The sequence below is a fragment of the Alloalcanivorax sp. genome (assembly GCF_964221125.1).
GTDB lineage: Bacteria > Pseudomonadota > Gammaproteobacteria > Pseudomonadales > Alcanivoracaceae > Alloalcanivorax > Alloalcanivorax venustensis.
Window position 1 is genome coordinate 1 of record NZ_CAXPXK010000096.1, and the last position, 22,113, is coordinate 22,113.

The following is a 22,113-nucleotide window of genomic DNA, read 5'->3' on the forward strand; positions in this document are numbered from 1 at the left end:
AGGACGAACAGATGTGGCGCACTGATCCCGATCTGTGCTGCCAGGTGAACAAGGTCCAGCCCCTGGAAGACGCCAAGGAGCACTACGACCTGTGGATCTCCAGCCTGATGGGCTGGCAGACCGAGCACCGCGCCGGCCTGGAAGTGTTCGAAGAGCGCCGTGGCATGATCAAGTTCAACCCGATGATCGACGTCACCCGCGAGCAGCGCGACGCCTACATCGCCGACCACGACCTGCCGTTCCACCCGCTGGTCGAGGAAGGTTACCACTCCATCGGCTGCAGCCACTGCACCTGGAAAGGCGAAGGCCGCGAAGGCCGCTGGCAGGGCTCCTCGAAAACCGAGTGCGGCATCCACCTCTGACAACGCGTTGATTTCTGGCCTCCTTTCAAAGCCCGGCTTCGCCGGGCGTTTTTATGGTGACCGGGCTGATGGCTCCGCCTTTAGGCTGCGTTGTACCATGATCAAGACCGGCCTTCGGGGCCATGGCGTGATCAAAGGGAGTCGACAACGCCATGAAACGTTTCGCCGTAGCGTTCGTCTTGCTGTTGGTGCTCACCGCGCTGATGCTGGCCGGCTATTTCAGTGGGGTCTTTCGCGCACCGGCTCCGCCGGAGGCCGCCGCCATTACCGTCACCGAGGAGATGCGCGGTGACATCCGGATAACGGAATTGCGCTTGCGCGACGCCGCCACGCGCCGGCACTGGCACAGCGAAGGCGACAATCATCGCGTGGACATTCGCCGCGAGGGCGCGGACCTCTACCATCTGGATATCGCCCTGCTGGACGAGCGTATCGCGCCGCTGGAGCGGCGGATGCGCTCCACGGTGGTGCTGCGCCCCGGACGCCACCGTGTGGGTGGTTTCAGCTACGACGACGTCGGCCAGCAGCGTGTGCGGCGGCGTATTGAGGTGGTGATCGAGGAGTGAGGGGCGGCCCCGCCAAGGAGCTGCGCGGCCGGTGGGGCGTTACCGGTAGCGGCGACTGTAGACCCAGTACACGCTGGCCAGCTGCGCCGCCAGAGTGGCGGGTACGAGCAGGGCGGTGAAGTGCAGCCCACGGAACAGCAGGGTTCCCACCAGGCCACCGCAAACGAACCCGCCGATCAACAACAGGAACAGCAACAGCCGCCGCCCGTTTATCGGCACACCGCGCAGCCGATTGCCGAGCATGATACCCAGGTCGGTGAAGATGCCCGACAGGTGGGTGGTGCGGATAATCGAGCCGCTGTAGGTGGTCACCATGGCGTTCTGCAGGCCGCAGGCCATGGACGCCAGATACACCCCCAGATCGCTGCCCTGTTGCAGGGTCAGCATCGCCATCACCAGTAGCGCGGCTTCGATCAGCAATGAAAACCCGTAATGCCGGCCCAGTTTCAGGGCGGAGCTAGGGATCAGCACGCCGCTCAGGGCCGCGCCGGCCAGGAAGCTGATCAGGGTGAGCAGCAGGTGGCCGGCCTGGGTCAGCGCCAGATCCGCCAGCGCCAGCCCCAGCAACGAGGTGGTGCCGGTCAGGTGCGACACCGACTGGTGGCTGAAACCCAGCAGTCCCACGGCGTTGACGCTGCCGGCGAGAAAGGCCAGCAAAAAAGCGCCGACCTCCACCCAGCGGGGCAGGCGGGTGAGCAATGGCTTGTCCTTATGACGGGATGTAAAAGACACATCATAGCAAAGCCCCGGTGTGACCCGAACCAGGCTCTGTGGCATAATCCGCCCCCTTTTCGCCCCTCCACGCCACACCAATTCGGAACCCGACCTTGCTCACCACCGCCAACATCACCATGCAGTTCGGCGCCAAGCCGCTGTTCGAGAACGTCTCCGTGAAATTCGGCGACGGCCACCGCTACGGCCTGATCGGCGCCAACGGCTCCGGCAAGTCCACCTTTATGAAGATTCTCGGCGGTGACCTGGACCCGTCCTCCGGCAACGTGTCCAAGGACGTCAACGAGCGCATCGGCAAACTGCGCCAGGACCAGTTCGCCTACGAACAGTATTCCGTGGTGGACACGGTGATCATGGGCCACGACGAACTGTGGAAGGTCAAGGAGGAGCGCGACGCCATCTACGCCAAGGCGGAGATGACCGAGGAAGACGGCCTGCGCGCCGGCGAGCTGGAAGCCGAGTTCGCCGAGCTGGACGGCTACACCGCCGAATCCCGCGCCGGCGATCTGCTGCTCGGCGTGGGCATTCCCGTGGACCAGCACTTCGGCCCCATGAGCGAGATCGCGCCGGGCTGGAAGCTGCGCGTGCTGCTCGCCCAGGTGCTGTTCTCCGAGCCGGACATCATGCTGCTCGACGAGCCCACCACCAACCTGGACATCAACACCATCCGCTGGTTGGAAGGCGTGCTCAACCAGCGCGACTGCACCATGATCATCATCTCCCACGACCGCCACTTCCTGAACAGCGTGTGCACGCACATGGCGGACCTGGACTACGGCGAGCTGCGGGTCTATCCGGGCAACTACGACGAGTACATGACCGCCGCCACCCAGGCGCTGGAACGCAAGCGCGCCGACAACGCCAAGAAGAAAGCGCAGATCGCCGATCTGCAGCAGTTCGTCAGCCGCTTCTCGGCCAACGCGTCGAAATCCAAGCAGGCCACCTCCCGCGCCAAACAGATCGACAAGATCAAGCTGGAGGACATCAAGCCGTCCAGCCGCCAGAACCCCTACATCGTGTTCGAGCAGGACAAGAAGCTGTTCCGCAACGCGGTGGAAGTGAAGAGCCTGGCGAAAAGCTTCGATGACGAAGAGCTGTTCTCCAGCCTGGATCTGCGCGTGGAAGTGGGCGAGCGCATCGCCATCATCGGCCCCAACGGTGTCGGCAAGACCACCCTGCTGCGCTGCCTGATGGGCGACCTGGATCCCAGCGCCGGTGAAGTGAAGTGGTCGGAAAACGCCACCCTCGGCTATTACGCCCAGGACCACGCGTCCGACTTCGAGGACAAGCTGAACCTGTTCGACTGGATGCAGCAGTGGGGCAAGGAAAGCGACGACGAGCAGATCATTCGCGGCACCCTGGGCCGGTTGTTGTTCTCCTCCAGCGAGATCAACAAAACCGTGAACGTGATCTCCGGCGGCGAGCAGGGCCGCATGCTGTTCGGCAAGATCATGCTGCAGCGCCCCAACATCATGCTGCTGGACGAACCCACCAACCACCTGGACATGGAGTCCATCGAGTCGCTCAACCTGGCGTTGGAAAACTACCCGGGCACGCTGCTGTTCGTCAGCCACGACCGTGAGTTCGTGTCGTCCCTGGCCACCCGCATCATCGAGCTGACGCCCACCGGCATCGTCGATTTCCACGGCAGCTACGAGGACTACCTGCGCAGCCAGGGCGTCGCCTGAGCGCACCGCGACAATTTGCCGCATTCCCTTTGCCCGCCGGGCCGCTAGGCTTGCGCACACTCTCGATGTGCCAGCCTGGAGGCCCCAGTGTTGTTTGTTGCCCGGTCCCGCTTTTCCCGCCACGCCCCCCTGGCGATCGCCCTGACCATACTGGCGCCGGCCGCCTGGTCGGCACCCTCCGGCCACCAGCTGGAGACGGTGCGCGTCGATGACGACGCCGCCGCCCCGGTGACGCCCACCACCACCGACGGCCGTCTCGGCCTGAGTGAGCGCGAGACCCCGGCCACGGTGAGCACCGTGGACCGCGAAGACATCGAACAGCTCGGCCTGCGCAATCTGATCGAACTGTACCGCAGCGCCCCCGGCGTGGCCGCCGGCAACATTCCCGGCTCGCCGGCCTCGGTGTCGATGCGCGGGCTCACCGATGTGGGCTATCTGTTCGACGGCGTGCGCGTGGCCGACCCGTCGCTGGTGTCGCGCAACCTGGACACCTGGAACCTGGAACGGGTGGAGGTGCTCAAGGGCCCGGCCTCGGTGCTGCACGGCACCGGCGCCCTGGGCGGCACCCTCAACCTGGTGACCCGCAAGCCGGACCTGGCCGGCGACCGTCACGACGGCATGCTGGAATACGGCAGCCACGACAGCCTGCGGCTGGGCGTGGGCACCAACCGGGTGGTCAATCCGAACGTGGCGGTGCGCGCCGACCTCAGCCACGGCCGGAGCAGCGGCTATGTGGACGACACCGATTCCGAGACCACCGCGCTGACCACCGGCATCCTGATCCAGGCCAGCGACCGTCTCACCCTGAGCGCCGCCCTGGATCTGTACAGCGACCGCTACGCCACCCCCTATCAGGGCGCGCCGCTGCTGCCCGAGGACGTGGCCCGCGATCCCAGCGACGTGGTCTCCGGCGGCGGCCTGGTGCTGGACGAAGCGATCCGCGACAACAACTACAACGTGCGCGACGGCGAAATGACCGCCGACAGCCAGTGGCTGCGCACCAAGGCGGACTATCAGCTCAGCGGCACCTGGCGGCTGGTCAACGAGCTGAGCTTTTACAACGCCAACCGGGACTGGGCCAACTCGGAAGACTTCACCTACAACGACGCCACCGGGCAACTGGACCGGCTCACCACCCGCATCAACCACCACCACCGTTTCGCCACCGACCGCTTCTACGGCGTCCACGACGGTTACCTGGGCGAGCGCCGTCACCGCCTGGTGGTGGGCGCCGAATACCAGTACACCGATTTCGACAGCCGCCGCCGCTTCGGCGACACCACCCCGGTGGACCCGTTCAACCCGGACCGCGGTGAGATGCCGCCAAACAGCCCGGCCAACTATGGCTCGCGGGCTGACTTCGACAGCACCGTGTCCGGCGGCGCGGTGTTCCTGGAAGACGCCCTCAACCTGACCCCCAACTGGGTGCTGGTCAGTGGCCTGCGCTACGAATATCTGGAACTGGACCGGGGCATCGACGACCTGAGCGCCGGCACCCGGGACACCTTCGGGCAGACCTTCGAGGACCTGTCCTGGCGGCTCGGCACGGTCTACGACCTGACCAACAACGTGCAGGTGTTCGCCCAGTACAACCAGGCGTCGTCGCCGATCGGCAGCCTGTTGCTCAGCAACCCCACCAACGCGCGTTTTGATCTCAGCGACGGCCGCGCCACGGAACTGGGTGCCCGCGCCGACCTGTGGCGTGACCGGGTCACGCTCACCGCCGCCGTGTACCGCCTGAGCCAGGACGACATCGTCACCCGCGACCCGGCCAACCCGGCGCTGTCCGTGCAGGGCGGCGGCATCGAGGCCGAAGGCGTGGAAGTGGACCTGACGGTGCGCCCCCATGAGCGCTGGTGGGTCAACCTGAACGGCGCCTGGAACGACGCCGAATACGATCAATTGCTGGGCGCCGGCGGCGAGGACCTGTCCGGCAACCGCCTCACCAACGTGCCGGACACCACCGCCAACCTGAGCAGCGCCTACACCCTGGCGGCGCTGCCGCTGACCCTGGGCGGCGCGGTGCGCCACACCGGCGACTTCTACACCGGCACCGCCAATGAGTACCGGGTGGACGAGCGCACCCTGCTGGACGCCTGGGTCAGCTACCCGCTGGCCAACGGCACCCTGACCCTGCGCGGGCGCAACCTCACCGACGAGTTCTACGTCGACTGGTCCGGCTACAGCCCCACCCAGGTCTACGTGGGCGCGCCGCGCACCGTGGAACTGGGCTGGACCGGCCGCTTTTGATGGCCGCCGACCGCCGCCCTGCGGCGACCGGCTATGCCACGGCATGGCGCTGGCACTTCTACGCGGGGCTGTTCACGGCCCCGTTCCTGTTGATGCTGGCGGTCACCGGGGCCATCTATCTGTTCAACGATGAACTGAACGACCGGCTCTATCCGCAACTGCGCTTCGCCCCCGGAGGCGACCGCGTTTTGCCCGCCGGCGATCTGGTGGCGGCGGTGCGCGATCACTACCCGGACGCCACCGTCACCCGCATCGACATGCCGGTGACACCGGGCCGCACCGCCATGGCGTTCGTCACGCCCGCCGCTGGGGGCGAACCCTTCCGCGCCTTCGTCGACCCCGTCGACGCCGCCGTGCTGGGCGACCTGATTTACAGCCACACCCTGGTCGGCTTCGCCGACCGCATGCACGGGTCGCTGTTGCTGGGCGAGGGTGGCGACGCCTTGGTGGAGCTGGCGGCGAGTTGGGCGCTGGTGCTGGTGGTCACCGGGCTGTGGCTGTGGTGGCCGCGCGGCCGCCGCAAGGGCAGGGCGTTCCGCTTCGACCGGCGCCGCCAGGGGCGCGGCCGCTGGCGGGAGGTGCACCGCCTGGTGGGCGCCTACACCGCGGTGATGATCGTCTTTCTAATCGTCACCGGCCTGCCCTGGGCGGGCTTCTGGGGCGACCGGGTGCTGGCGCCGGCCAGCAACGCCCTGGGCCTGGGCTACCCACCCGAACTGCGCCACCACGGCGGCGGTGACGGCAAGACGCTACTCGATACTCTTGGCGAAGCGCCCTGGGCCTTGTTGCAGGCGCCGCTGCCGGACAACGGCGCCGGCGCGGACCCGCACGCGCACCACCACGGCGGCGCGCTGCCGGACACCCGCCCGGCGGCGATCAACCGGGTGCACCGGGCGCTGGCCGAACGGGGGCTGGCGTACGGCTATCGGCTGTCGATTCCCGCCGGGGCCGGCGAGCCGTACAGCGCCTATACCTATCCGGCGCGGCCGCAGGGGCAACGGACGCTGCATCTGGACGACGAAGGGAAGGTGCTGCTGGAGGTGGGGTTTGACGATTACGGCGCCGTCGCCAAAGCGGTGGAGTACGGCGTCGCCCTGCACATGGGCAACTACTTCGGCGTCGCCAACCAGGGGCTCATGCTGCTCACCTGTGTCGCCATCGTGGCGCTGGTGATCACCGGCGTGGTGATGTGGTGGCGGCGCCGGCCACCCGGCGGCTTGGCGCCGCCGCCGGGACGGGGCCCGGACAGGGCCCCGTTGCCGCGCCGTTATTTACTGGCGTTGCTGATCACCTTGCTGGCGCTGTTGCCGTTGGCCGGCGCCAGCCTGGCGGTGATCCTGGCGGTGGACGCGCTCCGGCGCCGCGTTCAGCGGGCGCTGGCCAGCGCCGGCTGAAGCTCCGGGTAGACCTGCAGGGTGGCGTTGAGCACTTCCTGGAAGTTGCTCTTCTGGCCGTGCACCGTGGTCATCCAGCGGGCCATGTCGTTGAGCGACCGGAACGACAGGTCGGAAGTCTGGCGAATGTAGTCCCAGCCGCCGGAGGCTTCGATGGCGGCGTCGCGGCCCACGTTCTGGCCCGCCTTGGAACCGGCCATGCCACCGAAGAAGCTGCCGATCAGGCTGCCGCCCGGCACGCTCTCCAGGGCTTTGCGTCCGGCGTAGGCACCGGCCGCCGCGCCCACCGCGGAGCCCGCCGCCGAGCCCATCTTGGCGTTGATCGCCTTGTTCACCCACTCGGCGGTGACGCCGTCGCTGGTGTAGGGGCTCAGGTATTCCCCGGAGTTGTCTTCAATCGCCAGGCCTTCGACCTGTTCCTCGGCCTTGGCTTGTTTGATTTTCGCCAGGGCCTGCGCCTGCTGCTCGGACAATTCAGCGCGCGTCAGGCTCACTTCCCGGCTGCTGTCGCCCTCGGTGACGATCAGCCGCACCTGGCTGCCCGGCGCCCCGCGAATCAGGCCGACGGTCTGCAAGAAGCTCTTGCCGGTGAGGGATTCCGGCTCGGCGCCTTCCTCGGCCACCGCGGTGATGCGGTCACCCACTTTCAGGTCGCCGCTTTCCGCCGCGTCGGTGCCCGGGGCGATGCCGGCGACGGTGACGCTGCCGTCCTGGTTGGTATCCATCAGAACGCCGATCTGGCCGGGCTGGCTGGCCGCTTCCTGTTGGGCCCGCATTTGCTGGATCTTAGCGGCGATAAGCTGCTGCTGTTGCAACTGCTGTTGTTGCTGTTGCGGCGTGGCGCAGCCCCCCAGGGTGGCCAGCGCCGCCGCCAGCACTACGTAGCGCATTGCGTGTTTGGTGGAAAAAGTCATCGTCGTTCCCCTACTGCTTGATTGATGTTGTTACGGCGCCATGCGCGCCATGGTCTGCAGCGCCAGTTCCCGGCCGGTTTCGGCCAGGGACACCGGCTGTACCCGTTTCTGATAGCCCCGATCCGTGGCCACCCACTGGTAGGGCGGGTCTTCGTCGTTGTCGCGCCGGCCGGTGCTGGTGAACACCGCCAGTACCGAGGCGTCGCGGGTGGACAACACCCGCACTTGGTAGACCGGCTGGTCCTCGAAGGAGGGACCGGCGGTGAGCTCCATGACGAAGTCGGCGTGCTCCGCCAGCGCGCGCATGCGCAGGCGGGCGTTGTCCGGCGACAGCCTTGAGAAGCTGCCGTCTTCCAGAGCGTTGTCGGTGAGCCGCGCGGCCAGGGCGCGGTCCACCACGCTGGCGCCGGCGCTGCGGAAGGTGGTGATCAGCCCGGACTGCAGCTCGTGGGCGGCGCGGTTATCCGTGGGGCGTTCGCCATCGCGGTATTCGTTCTGCGCGGTGGCCTGGCCCTGGGCGTTGCCCTTGCTGTCGCCGTCCGGGCCGCTCGCTTCAAACTCGCCGCGCACGCCCACGGTGGCCCGTTGCCGGCTTTGCCAGTCGCTCACCCGGCTGGACAGCGCCTCGTTCCACAGCACCGCGATGCGCGCTTCGCCGTCGCCGCTGAAGCGGTCGCGGAAGCGGGCGGTGATGGTGTCGGCGTCGTCCCGGCGGCCGCCCGGGGCCTGCTGTTCCCGGTAAGCCTCCTCGCTGAGCGGGGCCTTGGCCGGGGCCATCATCGGCGCCGGGGCGTGATCGGTCTGGGCGGCGGCGGTGCCGGCCAGCGCTAACGCCGTCCCCAGGGCCGCGAAGCGGATCAGCCGTTGTCGGTTCATCGTGCTTGCCTCACTTCCACGCGGTATTGCAGCCGGTCGGTGCTGACCGATTTTTCTTCGTACACGGCGCGGGCGTTGGCCGGCACCGAGATGCGCCGCCACACCGGGCGGGCGTCCAGGGGGCGGCCGCTTTGCGAGTAGAACGAGGTGCGCGCTTCCACCATGTAGTTGAAGTCGGTGTGGTTGCGCAGCTCCACCCACACCTGGGAGGTGCCGGTGTCGGTGCGCTCGATGCCGTGGCCGGTGGTGGACAGGCGCATCACGTTGTCCGGCCCGGTGAGGCCGTCCTTGAAGCGCCGGTTGAGGTCGTAGTCGGTGAAGATCACGGTGTTGTAGCCGGTGTCTTCGGTACGCTGCTGAAACTCTTCCTTGCTCATGCTGCTCTGGCAGCCGGTGACGACCAGGCCGGCGGCCAGCAGCGCGCTGACGATCAGGGTTTTCATAGTGGCTTTCCTTCTTCTGTGGGGCGGCTGCTGGCGAAGGCGAGGCCGTTGCCCCGGTCATCGAAATGCACGGGCACGGTCTCGGTGCCGTCCGGCAGCGGTTGCGAGGTCGCGTCCAGGAAACGGACTTCCAGGGGCCCGGCGCCGGGCGCCAGACGCAGGGTGGTGACATGCAGGCCGTCCGGCAGGCGCTGCCAGTAGCGGGTGTCCGCCTCGGTGCGCGAACGCGCGGACAAACCCTGGGCGGCCACGCCGATGGCGGTCACGGTATGAAAGCCCGCCGCCAGACCGCCGCCGGCGGCCATGCTCAGGCCGGCCACGGCGCTGTTGCCGCTGGCCGCGGTGAGCACGTCGCCGGTGGCCTGGGTGTTCTTCTTGAACTGCACCTTGCCTTCGATAATGCGGTCCACGGTGCGCCCGCCCCGTGTGGAGGCCTGGAAGAACACGTCCTCAACCGGGAACAGGGCGACGCTGTCACCACCGTGCATAAGCTCCGCACCCTGGGCGCGGATCCGCTTGCCGCGCCGGTAGACCAGCTCGTAATGGCCGACGCCGTCGGCCAGCTTGCGCGGCGCGGTGCCGGTTTCGGCGATCACCAGGGTGTTGTGGTCGGCGGCGGGCACCGGGCCGTCCGGGCGGAACTGCCGGTACTCTTCGAAGTGCTGCTCGGCCAGGGTGTTACTGCCGGCCAGCTTGGCGGACCAGCCCGCCAGATAGATCAGCGAGGCGAAATCCGTGGTGTTCTGCTCCTCCTCGGCGAAGGCGTCCTGCAGCAGCCCGCTGATAAAGCTGGCGCGGGCGTTGCCGTAATCGCCGTCGCGCAGGAACAGAAGGCCCCGGTAATAGAACACCATGGAGCGTTCATAGGGCTCGCCCTTGAAGTCCTTCTCGCCTTCCTCGTACCACAGGCTGCGCGCCCGGTGGGCCGCCTCGTTGTCGGCGTAGACGCTTTCGATATTGGCGATGGCCCGGTCCAGCGCCGCCTTGGAGAGGTCGTAGTGCCCCCGGTGGAAGGCGGCGGCGCCGATCTCCATCAGGTTCAGTACCTCGTTGCGGCGGCCTTCCTCGAACAGGTCCTGGTAGAGCGGCTGCAGGGCGGCGGGCTTGCTCGCCACCACCGCCTGCTGGTCCGGGTCCAGGGCGCGGGTTTCGTATTGGGTGGGCCCGGTGGCGCAACCGGCGAGCAGCAAGGCGGCGGCCAGCGGCGCCCCGGCCTTAGCGATAAAGCACATTGTCCTGGCTCGCCTTCTTCATCTCATAAGAGCCGCTCCAGACAATAGTGCCCAGCTCCAGGTCGATCATCTCGAACGTCACCTGGTGGTAGCGCGAGCGCGTCTGGCTGTTGCGGTCCATGGCGTCCAGCGAGGCGATGCGCCCGCCCAGCCGGTAATCACCGCCGGCGGTGGCCTGCGTCTGGCGGATGGTGCCGCCGTCCACGGCGCCGTCGCGCTTGAGCTCGCGCTCTTTCTCCACCATGTCCGCGAAGTGGCGGCCCACAAAGACCATCCGGCCGTTGGCGGCGCGGTTAAGCTCCACGCGCAGACGGTCGGTGAGCAGGTTGGTGTTGATGATCGAAGAGCTTTCGTTCTTGAAGTATTCGTTGTCGATGATGATCCGCGGCGGCACGTCCCGCGCCGCCAGAATGCGGTTGGAGAGCATGTCCCGCATCATCTCGTCGGTCATCGCCACCACGTCCTGGGACTCGATGCCGACCCCTTGAACGCGGCCCGAGGAAGACGGGTCCTCGTACACCGAGGCCTGGCCGGCCACGTTATCCACCTGCGAGGACGGCGTGCATCCCCCCATCACCATCAGGGCCCCCAGGCCCGCCATCAGATGACGTCTCTTCATGTCCTGCTCCGTCTTGTTGTATGCGCCGGTGACAGACACCGGCGTCCCCATGCGGGCAAGAGTAGCCAGGGCAGAGCAGGGCGCGCATACCCCATATGGGGTAAGCGGAGTGTGTTTTGGATCACAGCATTCCCGTGGGCCATCCCTAGACTTATGCAACGACGTGCCCAGGACCGCATAACAGCAAGGGCGCGCTGACATGGAATTTGGGGGATAACATGGATAAGACCTTTCTCGCCGGGGCGGCTGTCGTCGCGATCCTGGCCATCACCGGTTGTGGCGGATCAAGCAGCTCCAGCAGCAGCGGCGGCGGTACCGCCACACGCACCGCGCACTTCGTGGACAACGCCGTCACCGGCCTGCATTACACCTGCGGCTCTTCAAGCACCAAAACCACCGGCGAACAGGGCGTGCTGCGCTGCCCGGACGGCGCCACGGCGCGCTTTCTGATCGGCGATATTGAATTGGGCGACGCCGTGGTGAACGGCAATACGGTGTTCATCACCCCGGCGGACCTGGCCGGCGACGGCGCCGACGAAAACGACAACACCGTGACCAATATCAGCCGCTTCCTGATCAGCCTGGACGCCGACCAGGACCTGACCAACGGCATCCAGATCGACCCGGCCTCGCATCTGGATCTGGGCCTGGCCATCGACTTCAGCCTGGATCCGGTGGCCTTTGAAACCGCCATCGCCTCCGCGCTGGACATGCTCACCGCCGATTTGCCCGGTGGGCCCTATCCGCTGGTCGCGGCGCCTGACGCCCAGAATCACGTGGTCATGGCGCTGCATCTGACCAACGCCGGGCTTTATCGCGGTACCGTCCGCCACGCCGGGAACGCGCTTACCGGCATGACGTTCCTGGTGACCCGGCAAGGCGCCGCCTACGGCACCAACCGATCCACCGATGGCCGATACGCCGCCACCGGCTTTGAAGAGTCGGCGAATTGGTTGAATACATCGGGTCAGGGTGAAGGTTTCAAAATCGACGGCACCACCGCCGCGACCCATTTCATTGAAGCGTCGATGGCGGATGGCCGTGCTTCCGGAAGTCCGGATGGCAGCGACTATCCGCGCTTTGAAGCCACCCGCCGCCTGGCGTTCGATCCGCTCTACGATCAGGCGCTGGCCGGGGATTTCGCCGATCTTCTGCCCCTGGCCATCGGTATCGGCGAGAACGATGATGCCCCGTTTGTCATCCAAGACACAGACGACGATCTGGACGGCGCGCCGTTCGGATCCAGGGGGTCAGAGGGCGGTGTCGCCGGGGCGCCGGCTTCCTCGAAGGAGCAAAACGACCTGGAGTTCGGCGATCTAATAGCCGCGGAGATCGTGGAAACCGATGGCCGGACACTCCGCCTGATGGCCCTGTCCATGAGCGGCTACCTGGTCGATGCCACCATCGATCTGAGCGACGCCCAACCCACGGTGAAAGCCACCTGGGAGCACGTCCACGAAGGCCGTCGAGGCACAACACAAACATTTGTGCCGCTCCCCTAGGAGAGGGGCCAGCAGTCAGGGCGTGCTCGCGAGCGCGCCCTGACGGACCGGTTGTCGAAATCCAGATTCGGCGTTCGACCAGGGGTATCCACAGCAAAGGAGAGACCCCATGACCGGCCAAACCATCCGCCTGCACCGCGTCCTGCGCGGCACTCCGGACCGCCTCTACCGTGCCTTCACCGACCCGGACGCCATGGTCAAATGGCTGCCACCCTTCGGCTTCACCGCCACCATGCACGACAGCGACGTCCGCAAAGGCGGCGGCTACCGCATGTCCTTCACCAACTTCACCACCGGCAGCCGCCACACCTTCGGCGGCACCTACGTGGAGCTCAAGCCCAACGAACGCATCCGCTACACCGACCAGTTCGACGACCCCAACCTCCCCGGCGAGATGCAGGTCACCGTCACCCTGAAAGCCGTGCTCTGCGGCACCGAGTTGCACATTGTTCAGGAAGGCGTGCCGGAAGTGATCCCGGTGGAGATGTGCTACCAGGGCTGGCAGGAGTCGCTGATCCAGCTGGCGCAGTTGGTCGATCCGGAAATTCCGGACGAGGAGTGAGGCTGGAACGAAGCAAGAGGGCGGCCATGTTTCTTGATCGGTAAAAGCAATTAACAGGCCGTCTTGTGGCTTTTGCTCAACTTCCGGGCGCCGCCTGGTCGGCGCGCCCGACGCCGTGCTGATAAACCAGCTTGCCACCAAGCCAGCCACCGGCAATCAAACAAATGAAACCGCCCGCATCCAACAACAAGGAAACCGTATTCGGCGCCAACGGACGTAAACCTTCCAGCCGCAGCAGCAGGCGTGCGCCAAACAGAGTGCCGGCGACGAGCATCACCCCCATGTGCCAGTAAGCAATCCGCATCGCGGAACCTTCAGGCACACGGGGCAGTTCAAACAGGCCCGCGAGCATGGCCGCGAGGGCCATCACACAACCCACCACAAGCAGCCCGCCCGACCAGCGCCAGGCGGGCTCGCCGAGCCAGAGCCCGGCGAAGTCCGCCATCACCGCCAATGACCAGCAGGCAACCGGGAAATGGACCAGAGCGGGGTGCAAGGGATGGCGCATGTCAGATCATCAGGCTCAGAAGCGTCAAGAAACCGATCACCGCGAGGCCGGCATGCAATACCACCACGCCCTTGGGCGCCAACTTCCCGCGCAGGTGAAACGAGGCCAGGAAGAAGCCACCCAGGGCCGCCACCAACAGAAGGGCAAAGGCGGCAATCAGACGCTGACCGGCATCGCCCTCCATCAGCATGATAACCAAAGTGACCAAACCAACGGCCCCCAACAGCGCATGCGCCAGTGACAGGGCCCAGGGCGCCAGGCGACCGCGCAACACATGGCTGGCAAGAACCAGCCCGCCAACGGCAGCCAGGGCAAAGATGATCACAGCAAAAGCCAACATGGCATTCTCCTTTATGTTTATAGGTCGACATGGGCTGCCCCGTCGCCAGGCGACAGGGCAGCGGCGGCGCCCTTTAGTGCAGCTCCGCCAACTTCACGTCATTCATTCCCAATGCCTGGGCGACGTCATACATAGCCTGGTTGAAAATCTTATGAGTGATCTTGTCGGCCTCATAGCTCACGTTGGCATTGATATCCGCCATTACCTGGTTATGCAGTTGGTGGGAGATCGCATGGTCGAAGAAGTAACCGCTCCAGAATGTACCATCCGGAGCGACGCCGGCATTAACCAGTGTCTTCGCCAGGGCGGCGCCGGAGAGATCGACCGGTTCGGGCAGACTGATACCGGCTTCGGTGGCACGCTGTAGGGCGTAGGCGATGGTCGTGTCCATACCTCCTATAAAGGTATTCACCTCAGCTTCGCCATACTGTTTGGTGAGTTTGGCTATCTCGGCGTTCACGGTGTCTTCACCGAGCATGGCTACCAGAGCGTGTGCGAAATTGAAGTCGCCGGCACCGCCACCCGCTTTGATCAGCGCGGCGGTCACCGCCAGCGCCGGTTCACCCTGATACGAGGCACCGCCAAACATATTGATTGTGGAATGCCCGTGTTCAGCGGGCGTTGTGTGATCGGCGGCAATCGCCACTACCGGGCTGGCGGAAAACACAGCCATGCCGGCTGTCAGAAAGAGCGTCGTCGCTTTCATGGACCTTCTCCTTATTTTTAAAAACGTAATCAATGACTGGCCGAATCAACCTGGCTTGATCATTCCTCGACGGGCCAGCTCAGCCATCACATGATAGGTAACGGCGTCACAGCGCTTGCCGGCGAACTCAAAGGCGTCGGATGCCTGGACTTCCATCCGCTGTATCAGATCCCGGCGCAGCAAATCACGAGCCCGGGACAGGCGTTTTTTAACCAGAACCTCGCTAATATCCAGACAAAAAGCGCTGTCGGTTACCGATAGGCCCTCTACGGCCCGAAGCATGAAAACGCTACGATAGATTTCCGGCAGACGAGCGATGGCGGCTTCCAGCAGGTGTTTCATTTCCTGCTGGTTGGCAGCGATTTCCGGGGTGTGTTTGTCGGCGATATAGGATGCCATGCCGCCCTCCTCGGCTTGCTTGCTGTGAAGAAGGGCGACCTTATCGTCCAGCGATATCAACGGGCCTTCTCGGCGCTTGATATCGATAGACCGATTGACAACGATGCGAGTCAACCAGGTCTTGAGTGAGGCGCGCCCCTGGTAGGAATCCAGGCGCTTAAAGGCGTTCAAATACGCCTCCTGTACCGCGTCTTGCGCCTGGTTTTCGTCGTCGAGCACTCCCCGGGCGGCGCGAAACAAGGCCTGATTATGGCGACGTACGATCAGCTCGAAGGCCGCGCCGTTCCCCTGGCGCGCCTGCTCTACCAATCCGTTATCGCTCAAATCGGCTAGTGGCTCATGGGGATTGGCCGCTGAAGAGACCATGCTGAGACCCTCCCGTTGATGGCTCTTTTCTTGATTATTACCTTATTGGACGCAAGCTAACGGAAAAGGTGACAAATTCAGACTCCTACACCCGTGAGACCGGCAACACGATTCGCCGACACGCGTCCTTGTATTGGAGGGCAAAAGAGGGCTGGGGAATGAACGCAACGCACCCTTCCATAGCAATGACGAGCCGTCGCTGTCCGGTAATCCCTGGCCCGGCCTCCTGGGCGACGAAGAGTGAGCGCAGCAGCCTCCCCAAGCTACAAGTGCCGAAACTATCCCACCGAATAAAACCCTTCAGGCCTCGCCAACCGACTTGAGGTTCCACCCCTTCAAGACACATGACTCGAGCAGTAGTCGGTTCCCTACATTTATTTGTGTCGCTGGATGATGTAACTTCGGAACTGCATCACAAAAATAATAGCCAGCCCAAAGAGGCGCGGCGAAAAAAAACAGTGATTTAGGGGGAAAGGGGTGTCTGTCCGTAAGCGCGCCTATTGGCCTTTCACCGGGCCCTGGTTACATACTCGCCACGCTGTTGTTCGCCGGGGGCAAGCCGCATGGCGACGGTGATCCCCAGCCTCGGCACTATTCGCGGCATGACACCGGGCGAACGGCGACTGGGCCAGCGCCTGGAAAGCCTGCTCGAAGACGACTACACCGTCTGGTACGACATCCCCTTGGGCCGCCAGCGCCGTTACCCGGACTACATTATCTTGCACCCCGGCCGGGGCCTGCTGTTTTTGGAGGTGAAGGACTGGAAGCTGGACACCCTCAAGCGTCTTACCCCGCGTGACGCCGAGATATATACCCCGCAGGGCCTGAAAACCGTCAGCAACCCGCTGGAGCAGGCGCGCCAGTACGCCCTGGTGGCCGTGAATCGCCTGCAGCGCGACCCACACCTGATGCAGACCGACGGGCGCTTCAAAGGCAATCTCTGTTTTCCGTGGGGCTATGGGGTGGTCTTCCCCAATATCACCCGAAAACAATGGAACGAGGCCATCGACGAAGCGGACCAGGAACTGGTCCTGCCGCCGCATCGCCTGATCTGCAAGGACGAAATGACCGCCACCGCCGACCCGGAAGTGTTCCAGGCGCGGCTCTGGGGCATGTTCGAATACGCCTTCGGCGAAAAGCTCACCCTCCCGCAAATCGACCGCATCCGCTGGCAGCTCTTTCCGGAAATCCGCATCAACGCCCCGCAGCAAACCCTGTTCGACCAGGATGACCAGGACGACGACCCGGCCGATGGACAAACCGGCGTAGGAACGGAGTTGGTCATCCCGGACATCGTCCGCGTCATGGATCTCCAGCAGGAACAGCTCGCCAAAAGCATGGGCGAAGGCCACCGCGTCATCCACGGCGTCGCCGGCTCCGGCAAAACCCTGATCCTCGGCTACCGCTGCCTGCACCTGGCCCAGGCCGTCACCAAACCGATTCTGGTGCTCTGCTTCAACATCACCCTCGCTGCCCGGCTGCGCAGCTTCATCGCCGAAAAAGGCATCGAGGAAAAAGTGCAGGTGCACCACTTCCACGAATGGTGCGGCCTGCAGCGCAAGACCTACAACGTGGACCTGATACAAGGCGCGGCACCCCACTGGGAGCGGGAAGTGGAAACCGTCATTCAGGGTGTGGAGACAGACCAGATACCCCGCGCCCAATACAGCGCGGTAATGATCGACGAAGGCCACGACTTCGAACAGGAATGGCTCAAGCTTATCGTTCAGATGATCGACCCGGACACCAACTCCCTGCTCCTGCTTTACGACGACGCCCAGTCCATCTACAAAAAGCGCAGCCTGAAATTCCCCCTGTCCAGTGCCGGCATTGAGGCCCGTGGGCGCACCACCATCCTCAGGCTCAATTACCGCAACACCCGCGAGATACTTAGTTTTGCCTACGACTTCGCCAAGGATTTTCTGCAAGCCCAGGATGCCGACGACGACCACATTCCGCTGATCGCGCCCGAAGTGGCCGGTACCAGCGGTCCCGCGCCTCAATTTCGCCGCTTTGATCATTTCAGCGAGGAAGCTGCCTATATCGCCCGTTGTGTTAGCAAATGGCACAAGCAAGGCAAACCGCTTAACAGCATGGCTGTGGTGTATGGCTACAATTGGCAGGCTGGCGTAATACACGAAGAAATAAAAGCCAAAGGGATAGCCTGTTGCTGGTTGAAGGGTAAGACAGAAAAAAGTGCTTATGATGCCAGCGCTGACCGCGTGGCTCTGCTTACTCGGCAAAGCAGTAAGGGGTTGGAGTTCGATAGCGTGGTGCTGGCGGGGCTGGGGAGCTTAAAAAACGACGAAGAGGATCAGGAGCATGAGGTGCGGCTGCTTTATGTGGGAATGACACGGGCGCGGCGGCAGCTGTTACTCACGGGAAGCGGTGAGAATTGGTTCGTGGAACGGTTTTCTGAGCACGATTAAAAGTGCCGAGCGACATCCTGTCTGCCATGAAGAATCCGGATGATCTGCAACTCTTCCCCCTGGACTCGATAGAAAATGACATGGCTGGCAACGGACACACTGCGAACGTCAGGCAATAGCTCGGGCCGCGCTTTGCCGATCTCCGGTTGCTGGGGTAGCAGCCAGAGTTTGTCCTTGAGCGAGCTCATGTATTCGTCGGATCGGAGTTTGCCCCATTGGCGTGATCCGTATTGGTAGATGGCACGCAAGTCCTCCCGGGCGGCGGGGGGTAAAACCAGTAACGACAGAGCCATCAAGCTTTCAGGTCTTCGAACAGGTCGTCGAGGTTGGCTTTGCTGTCAACGCGCATGCCGTCGCCTTGGTCCAATTGTACCATGCCTTCTTGAAGCTGTTCACGCAGCCGAGCCAGTTTGAGTTCGTTGATCCATTCCTCATGAGTTTCCACGAAACGCAGAGATTCCCGGATGACTTCGCTGGCGTTGTTGTAAAGACCGCTTTCCACCTTAGCCTTGATGCGGGCTTCGAGTTCCGGGGTCAGTGAGATGTGCATGTTCACTCTCCTGGAAGGGGGATTGAGCTAATCTTAGACGGGCTGCAAAGATTGTCAATCCTTGGTTTTAGAGGCCGCCGCCCAATAAAAAGCCCCGACGGGAAAACCCGCCGGGGCTTCTTCATATCACTATCAGTGAAGGAAGCGGGAAGACTTAAACCCGCTCAATCACCGTGGCAATACCCTGACCCAGACCAATGCACATGGTGGCAAGGCCGATCTGGCCGTCGTTGCCTTCCAGTACGTTGAGCAGGGTGCCGGTGATGCGCGCGCCGGAGCAGCCCAGGGGGTGACCCAGGGCGATGGCGCCGCCGTTCAGGTTGACCTTCTCGTCCATCTTGTCGAGCAGCTTGAGGTCCTTCAGTACCGGCAGGGACTGCGCGGCGAAGGCTTCGTTGAGCTCGACGTAGTCGATGTCGTCGATGGTCAGGCCGGCCCGCTTCAGGGCTTTCTGGGTGGCGGGCACCGGGCCGTAGCCCATGATGGCCGCGTCACAGCCGGCCACGGCCATGCTGCGGATCTTGGCGCGGGGCTTGAGGCCCAGGGCCTGGGCGCGCTCGGCGCTCATCACCAGCATGGCGCTGGCACCGTCGGACAGGGCCGAGGAGGTGCCGGCGGTCACGGAGCCGCTGGCCGGGTCGAACACCGGGCGCAGCTTGGTCATGTCTTCCAGGCTGGCGTTGGCGCGGATGGTCTCGTCGATTTCGCAGAGTACCTTGCGGCCTTCGGCGTCGTGGCCTTCGATCGGCACGATCTCGTTCTTCCAGCGGCCCTGTTCGGTGGCTTCCCAGGCTTTCTTGTGGGAGCGCACGCCGAACTGGTCCTGCTGTTCACGGGTGATGCCGTGCATGCGGCCGAGCATTTCCGCGGTCAGGCCCATCATGTTGGAGGCCCGGGCGGTGTACTTGGACAGCTCGGGGTTGAGGTCCACGCCGTGGTCCATGGCCACATGGCCCATGTGCTCCACGCCGCCGATCACGAATACGTCGCCGTTGCCGGTTTCGATGGCCTGGGCGGCGCTGTGCAGGGCCTGCATGGAGGAGCCGCACAGGCGGTTCACGGTCTGCGCGGCGCTGGTGCGCGGCAGGCCGGCCAGCATGGAAATGTTGCGGGCGATGTTCATGCCCTGTTCCTTGGTCTGGTTCACGCAGCCCCAGATCACATCTTCGGTTTCTTCGATGCTCCAGTTGGGGTTGCGCGCCATCAGCGCCTGGATCAGCAGCGCGGACAGTTTTTCCGCGCGCACGTTGCGGAACTGGCCGTTACGGCTTTTGCCCATCGGGGTGCGCACGGCATCGACGATGACAACGTCTTTCGGATTCAAACTCATTTCAAAATCTCCTTTGCCCGTGCCTTACGCGAAGAAGGCTTCGCCTTTGGCGGCCTTGTCTTTAAGCATCTGGGGGGCTTCGTAAAGCTTACCCAGGTGGGCGTATTTGTCGCACAGTTCCGCGAACGCCTTGGTGCCGATGCTGTCGATGTAGCGCAGCGGGCCACCGCGGAACGGCGGGAAGCCGATGCCGTAGATCATGGCCATGTCGGCTTCGGCGGCGGAGCCGACGATGTTGTCTTCCAGGCAGCGGATGGTTTCGGTGCACATCGGGATCATCATGCGGGCGATGATGTCGTCGGCGTCGAACTCCTTGGACTCGCCGGTGACCATCGGCTTGATCAGCTCGTAGGTCTTCTCGTCGACCACCTTCTTGGGCTTGCCCTTCTTGTCTTCTTCATACTTGTAGAAGCCGATGCCGTTCTTCTGACCATAGCGTTCGTTTTCGAACATGATCTCGGACGGGTCCTTGAAGTCGTGCTGCATGCGGTCGGGGAAGCCTTCGGCCATCACTTCGGCGGCGTGCACGCCGGTGTCGATGCCGACCACGTCGAGCAGGTAGGCGGGGCCCATGGGCCAGCCGAACTTCTGCATCACCTTATCGACCTGCTGGAAGTCGGCGCCGTCGCGCACCAGCATGCCGAAGCCGGCGAAGTAGGGGAACAGAACGCGGTTCACCAGGAAGCCGGGGCAGTCGTTCACCACCACCGGGTTCTTGCCCATCTTCTGGGCGTACTTGACCAGGGTGGCGACGGTTTCGTCGGAGGTCTTCTCGCCGCGGATCACTTCCACCAGGGGCATCATGTGCACCGGGTTGAAGAAGTGCATGCCGCCGAAATTCTCCGGCTTCTTCAGGGCTTCCGCCAGGCGGGTGATGGAAATGGTGGAGGTGTTGGACGCGAGCACCGCGTCGTCACCCAGCACTTCCTCGGTTTCCGCCAGCACGGACTGCTTGATCTTCGGGTTCTCGACCACCGCCTCGACGACCACGTCGATGTTGGTGAAGTCACCGTAGCTCAGGGTGGGACGGATCATGGACAGGGTCTTGCCCATTTTGGCGGCGTCCATCTTGCCCTTGCTGACGCGCTTGGCGAGCAGCTTGGAGGCTTCGTTCATGCCCAGGTCCAGGGCTTCCGCCTTGATGTCCTTCATGACGATGGGGGTGCCTTTCAGGGCGGACTGGAAGGCGATGCCGCCGCCCATGATACCCGCGCCCAGTACCGCCGCGTTGTTAATCTCGCGGCTGGCCTTGGCGGTCTTGCCGTTCACTTTCTTAACCTGCTGGTCGGCCAGGAACAGACCCACCATGGCGGTGGCCTGCGGGGTCTTGGCGACCTTGGCGAAGCCCTTGGACTCCACGTCCAGCGCTTCGTTGCGCTTCATGCCGGCGGCTTTCTGCATGGATTTTACCGCTTCCATGGGCGCCGGGTAGTTCTTGCCGGCCTGCTGCTGGACCATGGCGGAACCGGTCTGGAACGCCATCATCTGCTCCATCGGGGGCATCGGCAGCGGCTCCAGCTTTTCCTGGCGCTTGGCGCGGAAGTCGATCTTGCCGGCCAGGCACTGCTTGACCAGGTCGATGGCGGCGTCACGCACGTCGTCGTGCTTGACCACCGCGTCCACCATGCCGTCCTTGAAGGCTTTTTCCGGCTTGTGCTGGCCGCCGGCGGAGATCCACTCAATGGCGTTGTCCACGCCCATCAGGCGCGGCGCGCGCACGGTGCCGCCGAAACCGGGGTAGATGCCCAGCTTCACTTCCGGGAAGCCCACCTGGGCCTGTTCGCTCATCACTCGGAATTCGCAGGCCAGGCACATTTCCAGGCCGCCGCCCAGGGCGAAGCCGTTGATGGCGGCCACTTTCGGCACGTCCAGGTCTTCGAAGGCATTGAAGATGTCGTTCGCCTGGCGGGACCATTTGGCGATCTCCGCTTCGTCCTGGGCGAACATTTCGGTGAATTCGGTGATGTCCGCGCCAACGATGAACACGTTTTTCGCGGAGGTGACGACGATGCCCTTCACCTGGTCGTTGCCTTTGAGGGCCTCGGTGGCCTTGCTCAGGTCTTCCAGGGTGGCACGGTCGAACTTGTTCACGGACTCGCCCTGAAGGTCGAACTTCAGTTCGGCGATCCCGTCGTCAAGCAGTTGTACGCTTACGGCGTTGCCTTGGTAAATCATATCGTTTGCTCTCCAGTCCCAAAGTATGCGGCCGGCCAGCCGCCTTGGTGAGCCTGTGGTTCCTCACTCGGGGGCGCCAAGTATATGAAAGCAAAGGGCATACATTCAGTCCCTTTTTGTGACTTGCCGGTCGTTGCAAGCCCGCTTCCCGCCTGTATTGGGTGCGGGGC

22 protein-coding genes are annotated in these 22,113 nt (G+C 64.1%); 8 read left to right on the forward strand and 14 right to left on the reverse strand.

Annotated features, from left to right (window positions below):
* Both ACEQZD_RS11220 and ACEQZD_RS11225 read left to right on the forward strand, forming a co-directional pair.
* Positions 1–362, forward strand: a 362-nt coding sequence (locus ACEQZD_RS11220; protein WP_370185490.1) for a phosphoadenosine phosphosulfate reductase family protein, incomplete at its 5' end; no start/stop codon positions are given.
* A gap of 152 nt (positions 363–514) precedes the next feature.
* On the forward strand, positions 515–928 hold the full coding sequence (locus tag ACEQZD_RS11225; protein WP_194855845.1) for a hypothetical protein: 414 nt from the start codon (positions 515–517) through the stop codon (positions 926–928).
* Between the two features lie 39 nt (positions 929–967).
* Here the strand turns inward: ACEQZD_RS11225 and ACEQZD_RS11230 are convergent, their stop codons facing one another.
* Entirely contained in the window at positions 968–1,627 is a 660-nt protein-coding gene (locus ACEQZD_RS11230; RefSeq protein WP_370185492.1) for a YoaK family protein, read from the reverse strand.
* Positions 1,628–1,755: 128 nt separating this feature from the next.
* Between ACEQZD_RS11230 and ACEQZD_RS11235 the strand changes: the two genes are divergently transcribed.
* The 3 genes from ACEQZD_RS11235 to ACEQZD_RS11245 all read left to right on the forward strand — a co-directional run bounded on the left by ACEQZD_RS11235 (position 1,756) and on the right by ACEQZD_RS11245 (position 6,992).
* A complete protein-coding gene (locus tag ACEQZD_RS11235) occupies positions 1,756–3,348 on the forward strand; it encodes an ABC-F family ATPase (RefSeq protein WP_370185494.1) in 1,593 nt (530 codons plus the stop codon).
* Positions 3,349–3,435: 87 nt separating this feature from the next.
* On the forward strand, positions 3,436–5,598 hold the full coding sequence (locus tag ACEQZD_RS11240) for a TonB-dependent receptor (protein WP_370185496.1): 2,163 nt from the start codon (positions 3,436–3,438) through the stop codon (positions 5,596–5,598).
* Positions 5,598–6,992, forward strand: coding sequence for a PepSY-associated TM helix domain-containing protein (locus tag ACEQZD_RS11245; RefSeq protein WP_370185498.1), 1,395 nt, complete (start codon positions 5,598–5,600; stop codon positions 6,990–6,992). The genes ACEQZD_RS11240 and ACEQZD_RS11245 overlap by 1 nt, the downstream gene beginning before the upstream one ends.
* Here ACEQZD_RS11245 and ACEQZD_RS11250 read toward each other — a convergent pair.
* Genes ACEQZD_RS11250 through ACEQZD_RS11270 form a run of 5 tightly spaced genes read right to left on the reverse strand, consistent with a single transcriptional unit; the run spans position 6,965 to position 11,076 of the window.
* The gene (locus ACEQZD_RS11250; RefSeq protein WP_370185500.1) at positions 6,965–7,906 is read right to left on the reverse strand and encodes a PDZ domain-containing protein; all 942 of its coding nucleotides are present in this window, start codon (positions 7,904–7,906) and stop codon (positions 6,965–6,967) included. The genes ACEQZD_RS11245 and ACEQZD_RS11250 overlap by 28 nt on opposite strands.
* Before the next feature lie 30 nt (positions 7,907–7,936).
* Positions 7,937–8,782, reverse strand: a complete 846-nt coding sequence (locus ACEQZD_RS11255) for a hypothetical protein (protein WP_370185502.1) — start codon at positions 8,780–8,782, stop codon at positions 7,937–7,939.
* Positions 8,779–9,225 carry a hypothetical protein gene (locus tag ACEQZD_RS11260; RefSeq protein WP_194855853.1) on the reverse strand — a complete coding sequence of 149 codons (447 nt, stop codon included), beginning with the start codon at positions 9,223–9,225 and terminating at the stop codon, positions 8,779–8,781. Before ACEQZD_RS11260 ends, ACEQZD_RS11255 begins: the two co-directional genes overlap by 4 nt.
* Entirely contained in the window at positions 9,222–10,457 is a 1,236-nt protein-coding gene (locus ACEQZD_RS11265) for a hypothetical protein (RefSeq protein ID WP_370185504.1), read from the reverse strand. The genes ACEQZD_RS11260 and ACEQZD_RS11265 overlap by 4 nt, the downstream gene beginning before the upstream one ends.
* Positions 10,441–11,076 (reverse strand): penicillin-binding protein activator LpoB, encoded by a 636-nt coding sequence (locus ACEQZD_RS11270; protein ID WP_335628764.1) that lies wholly within the window; start codon positions 11,074–11,076, stop codon positions 10,441–10,443. Before ACEQZD_RS11270 ends, ACEQZD_RS11265 begins: the two co-directional genes overlap by 17 nt.
* A 218-nt stretch (positions 11,077–11,294) precedes the next feature.
* On the opposite strand from ACEQZD_RS11270, the gene ACEQZD_RS11275 reads away from it, so the two are divergent.
* Positions 11,295–12,578: a hypothetical protein gene (locus tag ACEQZD_RS11275; protein WP_370185506.1), complete on the forward strand. Its 1,284-nt coding sequence runs from the start codon at positions 11,295–11,297 to the stop codon at positions 12,576–12,578.
* 109 nt (positions 12,579–12,687) lie between these two features.
* A complete protein-coding gene (locus tag ACEQZD_RS11280) occupies positions 12,688–13,140 on the forward strand; it encodes an SRPBCC family protein (protein ID WP_370185508.1) in 453 nt (150 codons plus the stop codon).
* A gap of 76 nt (positions 13,141–13,216) precedes the next feature.
* Here the strand turns inward: ACEQZD_RS11280 and ACEQZD_RS11285 are convergent, their stop codons facing one another.
* From ACEQZD_RS11285 to ACEQZD_RS11300, 4 genes are all read right to left on the reverse strand, one after another.
* Positions 13,217–13,648, reverse strand: a complete 432-nt coding sequence (locus ACEQZD_RS11285) for a DUF2231 domain-containing protein (RefSeq protein ID WP_370185510.1) — start codon at positions 13,646–13,648, stop codon at positions 13,217–13,219.
* Position 13,649: 1 nt separating this feature from the next.
* Positions 13,650–13,988 (reverse strand): hypothetical protein, encoded by a 339-nt coding sequence (locus ACEQZD_RS11290; protein WP_370185512.1) that lies wholly within the window; start codon positions 13,986–13,988, stop codon positions 13,650–13,652.
* A 73-nt stretch (positions 13,989–14,061) separates the two neighbouring features.
* Positions 14,062–14,694, reverse strand: coding sequence for a hypothetical protein (locus tag ACEQZD_RS11295; protein WP_370185514.1), 633 nt, complete (start codon positions 14,692–14,694; stop codon positions 14,062–14,064).
* A gap of 45 nt (positions 14,695–14,739) precedes the next feature.
* Positions 14,740–15,459 carry an RNA polymerase sigma factor gene (locus ACEQZD_RS11300; protein ID WP_370185516.1) on the reverse strand — a complete coding sequence of 240 codons (720 nt, stop codon included), beginning with the start codon at positions 15,457–15,459 and terminating at the stop codon, positions 14,740–14,742.
* A gap of 563 nt (positions 15,460–16,022) precedes the next feature.
* Between ACEQZD_RS11300 and ACEQZD_RS11305 the strand changes: the two genes are divergently transcribed.
* Positions 16,023–17,888, forward strand: coding sequence for a DEAD/DEAH box helicase (locus tag ACEQZD_RS11305; protein WP_370185518.1), 1,866 nt, complete (start codon positions 16,023–16,025; stop codon positions 17,886–17,888).
* Here ACEQZD_RS11305 and ACEQZD_RS11310 read toward each other — a convergent pair.
* The 4 genes from ACEQZD_RS11310 to fadB all read right to left on the reverse strand — a co-directional run bounded on the left by ACEQZD_RS11310 (position 17,885) and on the right by fadB (position 21,943).
* On the reverse strand, positions 17,885–18,181 hold the full coding sequence (locus ACEQZD_RS11310) for a type II toxin-antitoxin system RelE/ParE family toxin (RefSeq protein ID WP_370185520.1): 297 nt from the start codon (positions 18,179–18,181) through the stop codon (positions 17,885–17,887). The genes ACEQZD_RS11305 and ACEQZD_RS11310 overlap by 4 nt on opposite strands.
* Positions 18,181–18,438, reverse strand: a complete 258-nt coding sequence (locus ACEQZD_RS11315) for a type II toxin-antitoxin system ParD family antitoxin (protein WP_370185522.1) — start codon at positions 18,436–18,438, stop codon at positions 18,181–18,183. The genes ACEQZD_RS11310 and ACEQZD_RS11315 overlap by 1 nt, the downstream gene beginning before the upstream one ends.
* Positions 18,439–18,592: 154 nt before the next feature.
* Positions 18,593–19,768, reverse strand: a complete 1,176-nt coding sequence (fadA, locus tag ACEQZD_RS11320) for an acetyl-CoA C-acyltransferase FadA (protein ID WP_370185524.1) — start codon at positions 19,766–19,768, stop codon at positions 18,593–18,595.
* Positions 19,769–19,792: 24 nt separating this feature from the next.
* On the reverse strand, positions 19,793–21,943 hold the full coding sequence (gene fadB, locus ACEQZD_RS11325) for a fatty acid oxidation complex subunit alpha FadB (RefSeq protein WP_335628757.1): 2,151 nt from the start codon (positions 21,941–21,943) through the stop codon (positions 19,793–19,795).
* Between the last annotated feature and the right edge of the window lie 170 nt (positions 21,944–22,113).